Annotated in this window: 11 protein-coding genes; 10 read left to right on the top strand and 1 reads right to left on the bottom strand. The window is 38.4% G+C overall.

Features of this window, described 5'->3' with window-relative positions; all coding sequences use genetic code 11:
* Nucleotides 1–23 precede the first annotated feature (23 nt).
* The 10 genes from MUCPA_RS36195 (at nt 24) to MUCPA_RS39280 (ending at nt 12157) form a co-directional block, all read left to right on the top strand.
* On the top strand, nt 24–1751 hold the full coding sequence (locus tag MUCPA_RS36195; RefSeq protein WP_008508024.1) for an SIR2 family protein: 1728 nt from the start codon (nt 24–26) through the stop codon (nt 1749–1751).
* A gap of 13 nt (nt 1752–1764) precedes the next feature.
* Complete coding sequence (locus tag MUCPA_RS16925; RefSeq protein ID WP_008508025.1) at nt 1765–2433, top strand: hypothetical protein; 669 nt, start codon at nt 1765–1767, stop codon at nt 2431–2433.
* 7 nt (nt 2434–2440) lie between these two features.
* The gene (locus MUCPA_RS16930) at nt 2441–4195 is read left to right on the top strand and encodes a hypothetical protein (protein WP_008508026.1); all 1755 of its coding nucleotides are present in this window, start codon (nt 2441–2443) and stop codon (nt 4193–4195) included.
* 31 nt (nt 4196–4226) lie between these two features.
* The gene (locus tag MUCPA_RS16935) at nt 4227–5009 is read left to right on the top strand and encodes a hypothetical protein (RefSeq protein WP_008508028.1); all 783 of its coding nucleotides are present in this window, start codon (nt 4227–4229) and stop codon (nt 5007–5009) included.
* A gap of 651 nt (nt 5010–5660) precedes the next feature.
* Nucleotides 5661–6473: an SDR family oxidoreductase gene (locus MUCPA_RS16940; protein ID WP_008508030.1), complete on the top strand. Its 813-nt coding sequence runs from the start codon at nt 5661–5663 to the stop codon at nt 6471–6473.
* Nucleotides 6474–6530: 57 nt separating this feature from the next.
* Nucleotides 6531–7436 carry a helix-turn-helix domain-containing protein gene (locus MUCPA_RS16945; RefSeq protein WP_233276879.1) on the top strand — a complete coding sequence of 302 codons (906 nt, stop codon included), beginning with the start codon at nt 6531–6533 and terminating at the stop codon, nt 7434–7436.
* Between the two features lie 398 nt (nt 7437–7834).
* On the top strand, nt 7835–9109 hold the full coding sequence (locus MUCPA_RS16950) for a helix-turn-helix domain-containing protein (protein ID WP_008508035.1): 1275 nt from the start codon (nt 7835–7837) through the stop codon (nt 9107–9109).
* Nucleotides 9110–9398: 289 nt separating this feature from the next.
* Nucleotides 9399–10367, top strand: a complete 969-nt coding sequence (locus tag MUCPA_RS16955) for a hypothetical protein (protein ID WP_008508037.1) — start codon at nt 9399–9401, stop codon at nt 10365–10367.
* 758 nt (nt 10368–11125) lie between these two features.
* On the top strand, nt 11126–11923 hold the full coding sequence (locus tag MUCPA_RS16965) for a hypothetical protein (protein ID WP_157543931.1): 798 nt from the start codon (nt 11126–11128) through the stop codon (nt 11921–11923).
* 102 nt (nt 11924–12025) lie between these two features.
* A complete protein-coding gene (locus MUCPA_RS39280; protein WP_262492998.1) occupies nt 12026–12157 on the top strand; it encodes a hypothetical protein in 132 nt (43 codons plus the stop codon).
* Nucleotides 12158–12338: 181 nt separating this feature from the next.
* On the opposite strand, the gene MUCPA_RS16970 is transcribed toward MUCPA_RS39280, so the two are convergent.
* Nucleotides 12339–15242 (bottom strand): triple tyrosine motif-containing protein, encoded by a 2904-nt coding sequence (locus MUCPA_RS16970; RefSeq protein WP_040626082.1) that lies wholly within the window; start codon nt 15240–15242, stop codon nt 12339–12341.
* Between the last annotated feature and the right edge of the window lie 77 nt (nt 15243–15319).

The raw sequence follows: 15319 nt of genomic DNA on the forward strand, positions 1-15319 counted from the left end.
TACATCTGAATTAACAATAAGCCATGATTGAGAATCTAACCACCTTATCATATTCACTTTATCATAATAAGGGTGTGTATGCCCTTTTTTTAGGATCAGGAATATCAAGAAACGCTGGCATCCCAACTGGCTGGGAGATAGTTGTTGATCAAATCAGTCAACTGGCAGCATTAAATAAAGAATCAATTAGCGGAACCGCCGAGGATTGGTATAGGGAAAAATACAAAAAAGAGCCGGATTACTCTGAAATTTTAGAAGCCATTACCCATACACAGGAGGAAAGAGTTAACGCGTTGCGGCCTTATTTCGAGCCCAATAATGAGGAATTTGAAGAAAAGCTTAAACAGCCAACAATAGCACATCGCCAAATTGCTCAATTGGTAAAAAAGGGCATAATCAAGGTGATCGTTACTACTAATTTTGATCGACTAATTGAAAATGCGCTAAAAGATGAAGGTATTGAACCCGTTGTCATTTCTAATCCGAATCATATCGATAATGTCCAACCTCTAATTCATAATCCTATAACCGTCATAAAAATTAATGGTGACTACCTTGACACAAAGTTTTTAAATATTAAGAGTGAGCTATCTTCTTATGATGCTCAAATGGAAAACTTAGTTCGCTATGTGTTTGAAAATTTCGGGTTAATCACAAGTGGCTGGTCAGCGGCCTGGGATGTGGCAATAGTAGACTTATTAAAGTCGTCGAATAAATTTCGCTATGGTAATTACTTCACTTTTAAGGGTAAGGCTACCAAAGAACTCGAATCATTATCTGCTTTCAGAAAAGGTGTTTTGTTACAAATAACTGATGCCGATAAGTTTTTTCAAGAATTAAATGAGAATATTGAGGCTCTCGAATCATTACAGCTGCAACATCCGCTTACAGCAGATTTAGCTTTAGCGAAATTAAAAAAGTTCGTAGCAAAAGATGAATTTCGTATTTCATTGCATGACCTTATTTTAACAGAAGCCAACGATTCTTCGATGTATCTAAATCAACTACAATATCCTCAGCCAACATTAGATGCGCTTAAAATCGAACTGGAGGTAGGTATTACTAAAATGAATACGTTAAGCATTTTATTGGTAAATGGGATATATTGGGGCAAGAGTCAGCATAGATTTATTTGGACGAAAGCCTTTAGCAAATTTCTATACCCGCCAGACAACGCGAGAAGTTATTCAATGTGGTCGAATTTTCAAAAATTCCCATTGCTGTATTTGACCTATGTAATTGGACTCTCGGCATTGGTAGCGGGAGATTTTAGCTTGCTGCATGATATACTTTTCATGAAAAAATGGTCTAAATACTCCGAAAAAGATGAACCCTTGCTTGAGGATATTTATGCCGAAAAAGTAATTGAAAAGGATTGGTTTAACCAAATGAATAAAACAAATCATCATACACCATTTAGTGAATTTTTATTCAATAAACTTAAGCCAATATTCGAGCCACTCATCCCCAATGAAAGCGACTATATCAATTATTTTGACTATTTTGAATATACTTTCTCACTCGCTTTTATATCCCAGTCGGGTGATAATTGGACACCGTTGGGGCGATTTGCCTGGAGAATGAAAAGCATGTACAAAAGGGAAACTATTGTACACAGAAAGATCAAAGAGGCGGAAGAGAAAAAAGATGAGTTTGAATTATCTAATAATACGCTATTTAAAAACTACGGGGAGTATTTGTTGATCAATACTAAGCTGATGAATTATTTAGATGGAATCCATTTCAGATAATAAGTTATAATTAATGTTCTATAAATATCAAATCATTGCTGGCATTGCGCTGGTTACTACTATTGGTTTAGTAAGAATTATTGTCGCAATACGCGATATAAAAAAAAACATGCTTTTTTTGGATGAATACAGGGACAACTATATTAAACTAATTAACTCCTATCTGAATAGCAGCGGTTATCGTGTTGCACGACAGTTTGACCCCGAATTATACTCATGGCTCGTTTCTAAATCTGCAAAGGCACAGCGAGAGGTGGGCATGTTCGGTGTTGGTGAATTTATTGCACCCTTTCAGATCTATAAAATAAGGAATTACCAATTTATAGTAAACACCATACCAAAAATCAGGGATGGCCATCTTCGAGATGAAGAAATTAATTTGGTAGACGATATTTTAACGAGATGTTTAGGTGCTTTTGATGAAATTAAAATCGAATTGCAATCTGAATTGAAAAATCCTTTAAAATGGTTTCAATATGGCGTTAAATGGTGTTTAAGTTTACCCATTCGTATTTTATACTGGTTCGGCATAATAAGTAACAGCACTGTTGACAAAATTACAGCTAATAGTTTTTTTAAAATTGTTTCTGGGTTGGTTGGATTTATTTCGTTTTTTAGCGCCATTATAACAATTGTAACCGGGTGGGATGCCTTCAAGATAATCCTGCATAAACTATTTTAACTTAAGAATGACTGAAATTGAACTTGAAATCGAACAGCTTAGTCACAAGATCAAGAAAGAAGTGGCCCGGTTTGAACTGGAAAGTTTTGCAGGATTTTTCACCTATTTTATTAAACAGCGCCCCGATAAATCGGGGGAGCATATTTTAAATAAATATGGTTCCAAGTTAAAAGATTGGCAATATTTAATTGCGTTAAATGCTACCGCGGAAGAGCGTGGTAATGAAGTGTTCAGCTTAGAACATAATGATCTTATATCAGGTTGGGCTGATGACTTAAACAAAATAAAAGAATTATATCAGCAACAAAGTTTAGGCGATATTGATACAGCACGCGATTTATTAAATAGATTTATACACCAGGCGTCATTTCAGACATTTTTTGATAATGGCGCGCTAAGTTACATGGAGCAGGATATAGACCGGCTAAAGCGTGTCTTTACTCGGTTTGACGAAATCATAGAAAAACGATTTGGGGTAACCATCGAAGTTATTATTAAGTGGATAAAATTTGCCGAAGAATTAAGTCAGCATAAAGATCGCGAACTTAATGCCTATCAGAATACAAAGGAATTTCAGGCATTCTTAATAAATAGTCATGGCGACAAAACATTTGAGCAAAGAATTTCAAGATTGCCTGTTGCTATACGTGAAGCATTAGATACATTTCAGTTATGCACTCATGCATCCTTTAAATTTAGAAGAGAGGAGTTTCATGAGCAATTCACAGAGGAACCTATTATTCATTTATTGGCAATGGTAACGATGTTCCCCGAGTCAGATCCCAAGTTCCTATTTTATGCCCAGGCAAATCCTATTGAACAAAATCCCATTATGTGGTTGCCGAGCAACGAGTATTTACATATTTATCAGAAACAGCTCCCCATTGCCTTTGGTAGTTTTCTCTATCAATTTCTACTACAGGAGCCTAAAGTAGCAGATAAGCTTCGCAAACATAGAGATCATGTCTTAGAAGTAAAAACACTCGAAGTTTTCAAGAAATTATTTGCACAAGCGAAAGAAGCCTTTTTCTATACAAATTACCGCGTAAAGCACAATACAGAACAGGATATACTTGTTTTATATAAGGATATAGCACTGATTATTGAAGTAAAAGCATCTAAATTTAGAGAACCATATAGAAATTCGGAGAAAGGATTTGAACGCATACGAGCAGACTTTAAAGACGCTATACAATATGGTTACGATCAATGTTTACGGGTCGAGGATATGTTTTATGGTGAAGAACAATTTGATATTATTGAAAACGATAAAGTTGCTCATACAGTTAACCCCAAACGATTTAATTATGTGCATTCTATCATTGTAACATTGGAGCGGTGGGGCCCAGTTCAAACAGATTTGAATCTTTTATTAAAAAAAGAGCCCGACGAAGAATTTCCCTGGTCAGTTTATATTGATGACCTTGAAACGTTCATCTTAGCCTTAAAAAAACAATTTAATAATCCGGTGTCTAATTTCATGCAATTTCTGACATCCCGGCGAAAAATACATGGTAGAATGTATGCTACCGACGAAATGGATATATGCGGTACTTTCCTATCTAATAAAAACCTTTATTTCAAAATTACAGATAATCCGGAGGCATCTATGACATTTTCGCCCGAGAACCAAGAGGTTTTTGATGATTTGTATTACACAGGTTTAGGGTTTGATGATGAATTTTTTATTGAGATTAAAAAGAAAAGAAGACCAATATCCAAAATCAAAATAGAGGGTTATATGCTTAGTCGGAAACCTTGAACAGATATTCGGCCTATACAATAAAAAAATTATGAAATATGATGTAAGGCCGTTTCTGAAAATTAAAATGCCCGGCCTATTAGATTTGCTTGGAACACAAAACATAAGCTGGAAAACCATAAATAAAAATTTCGGTAAAAAACTACAAAGAATCAAAGATGAGTTAACATTAACTCAAAAGCCTATATTCAAAGAGGCCACATTTTATAGTGTTCTTATGAGTAAGCACTATAAAACAGGCGAAGGTGACGGGATGTTCGACTGGTACAGTACACTTTTCCAATCCTTATCATCAAATTTAAATCCTGTTGAGAAAGCATTAATACATCATTCAATATATAACCTCTTAATCGAGCCTGACAAAAATTATTTGAATTTCATAGGTGAACTGGCAGTATTAAATGAAATCAAAAAACAGGAGGGTTACGACTTAATAAATATTGAAGAACAAATACAAAAGGAAAACAACACTACTGCTGATTTTTTAATTTTAAGGAAGCATGATGATACGAACATTTTGGTCGAAGTTGTCAATCTTCACTTTCAAGAAATAGACATAGACGATCATGAAAGGATCAGACGTCTCATTGAATCAAAGTTAAATAATAAAATAAAAATGAAATTCATAAATCCGCTTTATGAATATTTCTTACAGCCAGTGATCTGGGTGAAAGGCGAAAATGACGTTGAACAACTGTTTAATTTATATGATAAGTCAGGATTGCCGATTAAAAACGTTTTGGCACCTTTTACTTATTTTAGTTATTGGGAAACGTCTGGTAAATATGAACACCATTTTGATCGGATATATTAATTTATGCTAATAGAATAAGTTGTCGGCTTGCACATAATACCCATAATCATGCGCTATTTTGAGATAAATATTAATGCCATTTTTTGGAATTTTCGATGCCAAATCCCTATATTTGTTATACCAAAGTTCATTGACGATCTGTTATAAGTGCCTGTAAATGACCAAACCAAGTTAAACGAGGTTTAAAAAAATGAGACCCATTCGGTTACCATTGCCAAAATTGCACTTGATAACTTTAACATAATCAACCCTTTAAGGGGTAGGATAATCATCCTGCCATCCCGACTTAACTGGACAGAATGGAAATACATCCATTCTGTCCTTTTTTATTAAGTCTGTTTCAATTATAACTTCACATAAATCTATTTAGGGTTTGTTTGGAAAGTTTAAGAACCAAATAGCTATACTGAACTTAGGGGCAATTGCAAAAATGCATGCAAAAAGGAGTGTTGATGCCTTTGTTATCTCCCTATAGATTGCCCTTGTTAATTTATGTTTTCTTTAAGCCAATGATGTTGGCGGTACCTCGTTAATATTCGGCACCGCAAACCAATCTTATCATCTCCAACCGTAAAAAGTATAAGAGATCAGTAGAAACATATAAACAGGCCAAAGCTCTTAACCACACCTTTGTTTTATAAATATATAGCAATGAAAAAGACAATATTAATAACAGGTGCTTCATCCGGGTTTGGTAAAGAGGCCGCTAAATTATTTCACATTAATGGATGGAATGTGATCGCTACGATGCGTTCGCCGGAAAAAGAAGTTGAACTGTCCGCGTTGACTGATGTTTTGATCTGCAAATTGGATGTTACTGATCAGCTCAGCATAGAAAGCGCGGTAGCAGCGGGCATTGAGAAATTTGGCCGGATAGATGTATTGGTGAACAATGCGGGCTATGGTGCATTGGGTGCGCTGGAGGCCGCAACCGCAGACCAGACCAAACAACAGTTCGATGTCAATTTTTTCGGTTTAATTGCCGTAACAAAGGCGGTGTTGCCGGTTATGCGTCAACAAAAATCAGGTATCATCATCAACATATCATCAGTTGGCGGAAGGGTTACTTTCCCCTTCTCATCTCTTTATCACGCCACCAAATTTGCTGTTGAAGGTTTGACAGAATCGATACAATACGAACTAAATCCGTTGGGTATTTATTTAAAGATAGTTGAACCCGGTGGTTACAAGACGGAGTTTGCCGGGCGTTCTATGACACTTTTCAGCAATGAAGGCCTTGACGATTATCAGGCTGCGTTTGATAAGTTTATGGAAATGTTGGATCATTGGCCGATGTCGGAAAATATTGGCGAAGTAGCCGGTGTGATTTACGAAGCGGCAACCGATGGCACAGAACAATTGCGTTACCCGGTAGGCCTTGACGCCGCCCAATTGATACAGACCAGGCAGCAAATGGACGATGTGAATTTCAAAAAAATGATGACCGTTCAAACAGGCATCTAAAAATATGGCTACCCAAAACAGGTAGCCATATTTTATAGTATCTTTATTACAATTAAAATGATGCCCGATAAATACCTTGATCTTTACTCTGTAAGCGATTTGCATAAGCTGGTGCGATACGCTCCGCCGAAACACCCCCTGATCAGTGTGATCGATCATGCAGACTTTTACTCAAAGCGCCCTAAAGAAGACATGACTTACCGCTTTGGTTTTTATACTGTTTCCTGCAAAAAATTTGAGGGCTTGTTAAAATACGGTAAGAGATATTACGACTTTAGTGAAGGCTCGCTATTGTTTACTGCCCCGGGGCAGGTTATAGCACCGGGCCCGAATGTTACGGTTGATGAGGGCTGGGCATTATTTTTCCATCCCGACCTGATCCATGGTACCGAGTTGGGGAGGAAGATACACCAGTATACTTTTTTTAATTACGAGGCTAACGAAGCCCTGCATATCTCTGAAGAAGAAAAACTAACTATTAAAGATTGCGTAGCAAAGATTGAAAGAGAATATTCGCAAAATATTGATAAGCATTCACAAGGCCTCATCGTCAGTAATATTGAGCTCCTGCTCAACTACTGCAACCGTTTTTACGACCGGCAATTTTACACCAGGGCAAAAGTTAATTCAGATGTAGTACAAAAATTTGAAAAATTATTAAAAGATTATTTTTCGCATGGTAACCTGATCGAAACAGGCCTTCCCAGTGTTAAATATTTTGCTTCCCGGCTTAATTTGTCGCCTAATTATTTGTCGGATCTTTTAAGCAAATTTACAGGCAAAACTACACAAGAGCATATACACCTTGAACTTACAGACAAAGCGAAATCGCTATTGTGGGGCACCAACAGTTCTATCAGTGAGATTGCATATGTGCTTGGCTTTGAACATCCATCGCATTTTACAAAAATATTCAAATCAAAGACCGGAAAATCGCCGAGCGTGTATAGAAGCGCAAACTGAGCAGGCAAAAGTAATGGGGAGCATAAAAGCACCGAATTGGGGTATTTTAAAAACCAGCATGAAGATTTTTTTATATAACTTAAAATAAGTTTAACTTTATAGGAGATGTGTTATGCTTCACCCTCAATTGATTATCCGTTTCCAGCTTCGTCTATAAAAAAACAAGCCGATAAAGGCATCATTACTTTTTTTGAGAATCCCTACATTGGCGGTAAATTTGCAAGAAAAACAAGCAAGGAGCTAATAGTATACCCGTACTATTTGGTCTGCTAATCCGTTAGCTCCTTTGTAAAATAAATAGCAATTGGTAATGGGCAAATATTGGTGCTGGCCTTATTGAATACATAATGGCCTCAGGGCTGCGTTTTTAATAAACCGGATATTTTTAAGGGAGTTACATGGTAGATTTCAGTATCTTATTTATTGTAGGCGGTGCACTATGCTTTGTTTTAACCGGTGCTATTTTATTTTTTTTTCGCAAACCCCAGCCCGAAGCTTATTTAAGTAAATTGTTGAGTGGGGTTTTGGTAATTGTTGGCTTATCAACCTTTAACTACATGTTGCTTTTAAGTGGATTGATGAAGCTTGTTCCGTGGTGGTACGGATATGGTATACCGCTATATCCTTTAGTGCCTCCATTCGCTTATCTATATGTAAAAGGAAGTATTTACCGGCAATCCGGGCTCAAAAAGCAACACTATCTGCATTTTATTCCCAGCATGATCTGCCTGGTTGCGATGTTGCCCTTTTATTTTGGCGACGGCGCCGAGAAGGTGAAAGCGGTAAATGCCATAACGGGAAATCTTAATTATGTTTACTATTACAAAACAGGTTTAATTCCACCGATTTGGTATTTTATTTGCCGCCCATTGCAAAGCATGATTTATCAGGTTTTGCAATGCCGACTGGTTTATTTATTAGTTTTTAAGCCTGCGGCTTTAGGTTTGAAAAAACAACGGCGGCAAAAAAAAGTAACCAATTGGTTGCTCAGTTTCGTCTCGGTTCAGGGTATCATCAACACCACAGTATTGATATTAACCGTAATTGCTTATTGTAACCTTTCTCTCAAATTTAATTTTGTTACTACAACAAAAACACCCATGGTTTGGGAAAGTGTGTTGTTTTTTCTTTTGAGCCTTATCCTGTTGTTTACACCCACCGTTCTATACGGTGCACCGCTTACATACCAGGTGTCATATGAACTTGAGGACCATACTGATAAAACTCAAAATGAGGTAATTTTAGATAGCCTGAATTTAGATAACCAGTTGTTTGTAGCCGAGAAGGGTGCCGAATTGAGCCCGGAACAACTGAACGAATACATCAGGCAGATAGAAGGTCATATCACTACATCAGAAGTGTTCCGTAAGCGGGGGCTTAGCATCAATGAGCTTGCCGTTGATCTGAAGATACCATCGCGTACGCTTTCACAAGTGATCAATCAGCACTACAATCAGCGTTTTACTGATTACATTAATACCTACCGGATTGCCTATTTTAAAAAATTAGTAGTCCATGGCGACTTCAAAGTGTTAACCTTAGAAAGTTTAGCCATGGACGCAGGTTTTTCGTCGCGGAGTACCTTTTTTTCCGCTTTTAAAAAAAACACAGGTGTGAGCCCAACGGATTATATCACTTCTTTAAAAAAGAAAGCTGATACAGCGGCTGGCTAACATTGCCGATTTGTTTTCCGAGTAACTTTTTGGGTAGGTTAACCCCATGTTGAAACGATAACCCGATGTATTTAATGAGATAAAATTACAGAGCGCGAAACCGTGTTCTGTTTAATTTTATAACCATTGGTTTGTTAATTTAACCATTGGTAAATGATGCCTTTTTGCCCCTCAAAACAGCCTTAGATGTTGTCCTAACTTCTGAAAATGGCACATATTTACCCCTGGGGCTTAGTTTATTTCATTGCCCGGCTCAATACTTTTGTCGTCACAACACCGAATCACAATCATGAACAACCTAAAGAAAGACGAGAGATTAGCCGTGCTATGCCGAAAATACAGTTGGCCTGATTCAGGTAATTTTAAAGTATTACCGGAAATTCAATTTTTCATCGTTAAGAATTCTAAATTATCGAATTATATAATAGCCATCGCACTGGCAATTTTTTGCCTGGCTTCAAGTAGCGTTAATGCTCAAACTACCTTTGAACAGGCAATGGCGAATAAAATTGATTCGCTGCTAAAAAACGGAAGCTCGTCAGATAGCAAGGTTGTACTTTATAGTGACTATGCTCCACTCAGTATGATGTCTCCAACTGGTTTTGGCGGAAGCGGCACCTATGTATATGGCGGCCTGGGCGGTACTTACCCGGAGCTGTATGCAAAAAACAAGACTGACCTGATTGCATTCGGAGGCTTGTCTTTCGGGAACCCGGTAAAGGCCGTGAATGTGGCAATAGGACTAAATATGACCGACGTTCACCGCTTTAGCGATTTCTCAACAAACTTGAATATCAGCCGCCAGTTGCCAGCTGGAAACAGCGTTGCCATTGGTACCTTTCAATTGTTTACCAATTCAGCACAAACTGACTCAAAGGGGACAACCTTTTATTTGGTTTTTAGCCACGCAGTACAATGGCTGCCCTCTAAAACGCCTGGTGCCTCGGCGTTAACCTATAGTCTTGGTATTGGCAGCGGACGCTTCTTATACAAAAGCCCTGCCGATATTAAAGCAGGAAAAGGCCAGTACGCTACCGCTGTATTTGCTAATGTTTCGTACGAGATTATTCGCAACGTCAATATTAATACAGAGTGGTATGGCACCAACCTCGGCATATCTGCAGGGGTAAGGCCGTTTGCAAACCCTCTTTCTATCTCAGTAGGAGTGGATAATTTAACCCAATATTCAGGCGATCATGCAAGTATGGTATTCACTATCGGGTATCCGTTATCAGTAAAAAGGTCAGCTGCAAAATAGGTACTTAAGCTGGCGTTACTGCAGGCAATTGGTTCAATTAATACAGAAAATATTTATGAGAAATCTTATCATTTTTTTATCACTTACCTTTTTTATAATCGGTGCAAAACGGGCTGATGCACAAAGCAATAATTCCGATTGGCATGTGCCGCCGCCACTCACGCCCAATAATTCCGATTGGAAGGTTCCTCCTCCAATTCCTTCAAAATACGATCTGGGGTTTAGGGTGATCAGACTTCCGAAATTGTTAGCTGTTCTGCCTCCGATACCGCCAGTTGAGCCATTGAGCATTCCTGCTGATTTGACAAGAGAGACCGGTTTGGAGGGCGAAAACAGTAGCCGTACGGGCCACCGCCAGGACAATCCACAACCCAAGCCAATAGTTCGTCCATGCTGCTGCTGTTGCTGCTGCCCTCCGGTAGGTGTTCGTAAACCAGCCAAGTTGAGGCCCAAAGGAAAGATTTTGTCAAGCTCGCATATCCGGAAAGTTAAGCCAGTACCACATAAACCTTTAAAACCAAAGGTAAGTGTAAACGCTGCCCTAAAACCCAAAGTGGTTAAACACCGGCCTGTTAAGCACCGTTCAGTTAGATATATCAGGTATTGCCCGTGCAGTGTGGATACCAGCTCGTCGGTTAATAATCAGCCGAAAGCTAATGGAGAAAAACCATGAAAATGAATTTTCAATAACCATCCTCAAACCATATCCAGACAGAATGAAAATAATAACAATAAATCAGTGTAAGCCAATTTTTATCATGTTGATGCTTTTGGCTTGTTTTAAAACAAATGCCCAGCAGGGTGCCATAAAATTGCCTATTGAAAGTGGTAAAACATACTCAAAGGTAATTGTTGTTAAATCAGAAGCGCAATTGCAAAACGGTAAGGCTACGGTAAACGTAACTTCAACATCAACCGTTTCAAAAAGTTATAAGGTAGATGCTGGCTTAAACGGCAATTTTAATGTGACTGTTGTAATCAATAAAATAACGGATACCATTAGCTCAGGAAAAGACAAATTTTATTTTGACTCGAACAAACCTGTTGACTCAAGCAGTAAACTGGCTTCCTCAATTGCTGCCATTGTTGGTAAAGCCTATGTGTTTCAGATTGATAGCAGCGGTGTGATAACCTCGGTTAATGCAAATAATCCTATACTTGATGTTGATACCGTTTTTAACTTTACTGGCTTTGAGCCGGAAGAGCTATCGGTAGGAAAAAAATTCCCGCTAATATCGGACGTAAGATCTTTAAAAAGCACTAACGTGGGGCAAAAATGGACAGTACCAACGCTTACTGCCAATGGCGATAACGTGACCGAGTTTTGGTTGCTAAGCCGCTCCGATACGGCAACAACAATGGCCTTTAGCAAAACAATCAATAGCCAGTCGTTAAATACACATTCAACAGGCAGTTATGTTGTTGACAATAAGACAGGAATAATAGTGGAAAGAAAGATAAAAGATTTCACATCTGGTTATCAAACATTTCATAACGCATCGTATTTCGCAACCCGCAATTCTATCATTACAGAAAATTGCAGTGTTGTAAATTAGGCTGTGTGAAATGTAAAAAAACAAGTACGGGTATAGCTTGATGTGTTAAGTTTCCGGAGATTTAAAACAAAAGCTTAGCTGCTTAAAAAGGATGGCCTGATCTTGCGTCCCGGAGCACAGTTAAGCACCCAACAGCGCGATGCCGATTATAAACCTATTTTAAAGCTCATCCTATCCAAAGATGAAGGCATTGCAAGTATGCGCATTCTGCAAACTGATTTGATTATGGATTAAATAATGCGAAAGTTTCCGGAGACTTAAAAATTAAAAATATAAGCTTAGCCGCTTAAACATATCGTCGCCTCAGTTTTTCCGGACCAGTTAAGCGCTAACAGCAAAATACCAATTATAAACCTATTTTAAAGCCAAACCTATCCAAAAACGCTGTACATTGCCATGAATTTGATTAGCAATGTTACAGCGTTTTACTTGTAGCCTGTACCAGGTGATCAAATAAGTTTACATTCTGCGGTAGGTTAAGTTTTTTTCTCAGCCGGTAACGGCTTACCTCTACTGCGCCAATAGTTACACTCATTAGCTGGGCAATTTCTTTTGATGTGAGGTTCATTTTTAAATATGCGCATATTTTAAGGTCGGTAGCGCTCAGGTTCGGAAACTTGGTTTTCAGGTTTGACAGAAAGTTGGAGTGTACCTGGTCGAAATGTATGGCGAAATGATCCCAGTCAGAGTCGTTTTTTTCAGCCTCGTTTATCAACTTCAAAACCTTGGTGAGCTCTTTGTTTTTGTTGGCATCAGCGGCTTCTTGTATCTCTATCAAGCCCTCTTTTATTTTCGACATCAATTTGCCCCGCTGTACAAGGTGCATGGTGGTAGTAGCCAATTCTTTGTTTTTAAACATTACTTCGTTCTCCAGCTTCTCGTTCTTTAACGATACGATCTCTTTTTCGTTATGATCCAACTCCAGTTGGTGCATATACCTGAGGTGCTGCTCGGCCTTTTTATGTTTTTTTTGCTGAATAATTACAATACAGTAAATAAACCCAGCCAGCAACAGTACATATAGTGCATGGCTCCATCCGGTTTCGTACCAAGCAGGTTCAATAATGAACGTATAACTTACCGGCTCCGATTCGTTGCCCAAATTGTTGCGGGCCTTAACTTTAAATGTGTATGTGCCATATCCTAAATTAGTATACTCCTTCTCGCTTTTAGCCGCCCATGCCGAACAGCGCGTATCATAACCGGTTAACTGGTAACTAAACTCGATATTGCTGTGTTGCTCATACAGTGTTGACGAAAATTCGAAATGAAAGGAGTTGAAATTATGCGGCATTTTTAAAACCCTGCCTTTATCCTGCGAAAGCCCGGTATGATTACCATTTTTAAAGTACCCGTCAAATATAATGCTATCCTTTTCGCCAATTATTTTTACCTGGTCCAGTAAAATATTTAACTTTTGAGCGTTAGCCAGATACTTTTTATAATTGATATGAAAAAAGCCCCTGCTTGAGCCTATAAAAATATTTTGACTGTTATAGGCGTAAATATTTTCAAAACCCGGTAATATCTTGCCGTTTAATTCGGGAAAATAAACGGTGTGGAATGGTTTATCTTTTGTGGCGTTGGAGAAATCTATCACCCCTACTTTTTTATTCCCTATAAACCAGATATTGCCATCCGGGTCTTCATTAAGGTATTGTATTTCGGCATGGCCAAATAGAGGTAAAAAGTAAGTCGATTGGTGGAACTTGTCTTCCCGTTCGTTATATTCATATATTCCATTTTCGGTAGCTACAACATTTCGTCCCTTAATTTTAAATACATAATTGTGCAGCGATGATGGCAAGCCGCTACTTTTATGATAAACCACCCAACCATTGATCCTTTGATGATCAGCCGACAGGCTTATTTTATAGACCCCGCGATAGGGGTGTGACGACCATACCACGTTGCGCCCATAGTCAACAGTCATAAACCGTAGCGATTCATCAAGCCCTTTTAATGCTCCCTGGTCTTTAAAGCTATTGTTTTCATATTTTAACAGATGCAGGCCATTATACGTGCCAGATATAATATCGCCTGAAATATTTCCCGGCGATAAGGGTTTAAACAACCACGTACCCGGAAAGGAATAGATCAGCCTGGTTGTATTGTGATCAATAGTATAAGCCCCGTCTTCATTACCGAGTAACAGGTGCCCGTTTACTTCATTCAGGTTCCATACCTGGCCTTTAGTGCCGGGTACTTCGGTAAACGTACCGGGGCTGTAGCTCATGTCTTTTATCGAATCGTTTATGGGTAGGTTAAACACGGCATCAGACGTGCCTACATATAGCGTATTATTGAACAACTTTACTGCATAAGTTGATGACTGTTTATTGGCGTCGGGATATATTTGTTTAATAGGGCTATTGTAAGCAATAAAACTAATGCCATCATCAAGGCCCAGCCAGATGTTTTTGTTTCGATCGGAGTATAAGCTACGTACATAGTTTTTTTGCAGCGTTTGCGAATTTGATATGTTTTGAACGAGCCTGCCCCGATGGTCAATAATATAACAGCCGCCAAAAGCCGAGCCAATGGCAATCCTGTCGGCACTTAGCGATAGAGCGGTATTGATACGTACGGCAGAAAACTGCTTATCCATTGATGTGTTTAGCTTTTGTAATTGATTGCCGCTTAATAAAAACAAGCCATCCTTTAGCGTGGCAATAAGCAAAGTGTTTTTATCGAAGTTTAAGATTGCTGTAATTAGTGCTCTGCCAGGTAATGGGCAAACTGGCTTCCATTGGCCATTATAGTACTCCATTAACTGGTTGGTTCTTTGCTGTGCGAAAAGCCTGTTATTGCATTCGCCCAAAAACAGCCAGCCGGGATATGAATTATAGGTTTTTACCGAGCCATCGTTAAGCTCGAATATCTTTTCGTTGGTTCTGAAAAAAGTTTTCCCTTCAAATGGAACTATATTCCATACATCTGTAAATGAGCTTTCTTTTTTGGGGATAAGATGTTTTAATGAAGTGTATTTTAAAATCCCGGCTCCATCCGGAAAAAAATAGCCTATATCATCTTGCGCACCAATGTAAATCTTTCCGCTGCCATCGATATGGATTGAACGGACTACCGTTTTGCTTGGTATACTGTAAATTTTCCAACTCTGCCCGTTATAGGTTAGCAAGCCCTCGTTATTTGCGAAATACATGATCCCCTGTTGGTCTTGCTGGATATCCCAGTTTTGGTTCCCGCCCTTGTAATCAGCATTGGTGAAATTTACAATTTGTTGCAGTCCTACCGGGTTTTGCGCACGGGCGCAAAATATATATGCAAACACCAATAAAAAAAAGTAAAAGTATTTCATAGCAAAATTGCGTGAGATGTTAATTCGGTGGTCTGTAAAATTCAATAGTAAATTAAGCTGTACTATTATAATTGGTT

Origin of the sequence: Mucilaginibacter paludis DSM 18603, from assembly GCF_000166195.2 — a bacterium.
Taxonomy (GTDB): domain Bacteria; phylum Bacteroidota; class Bacteroidia; order Sphingobacteriales; family Sphingobacteriaceae; genus Mucilaginibacter; species Mucilaginibacter paludis.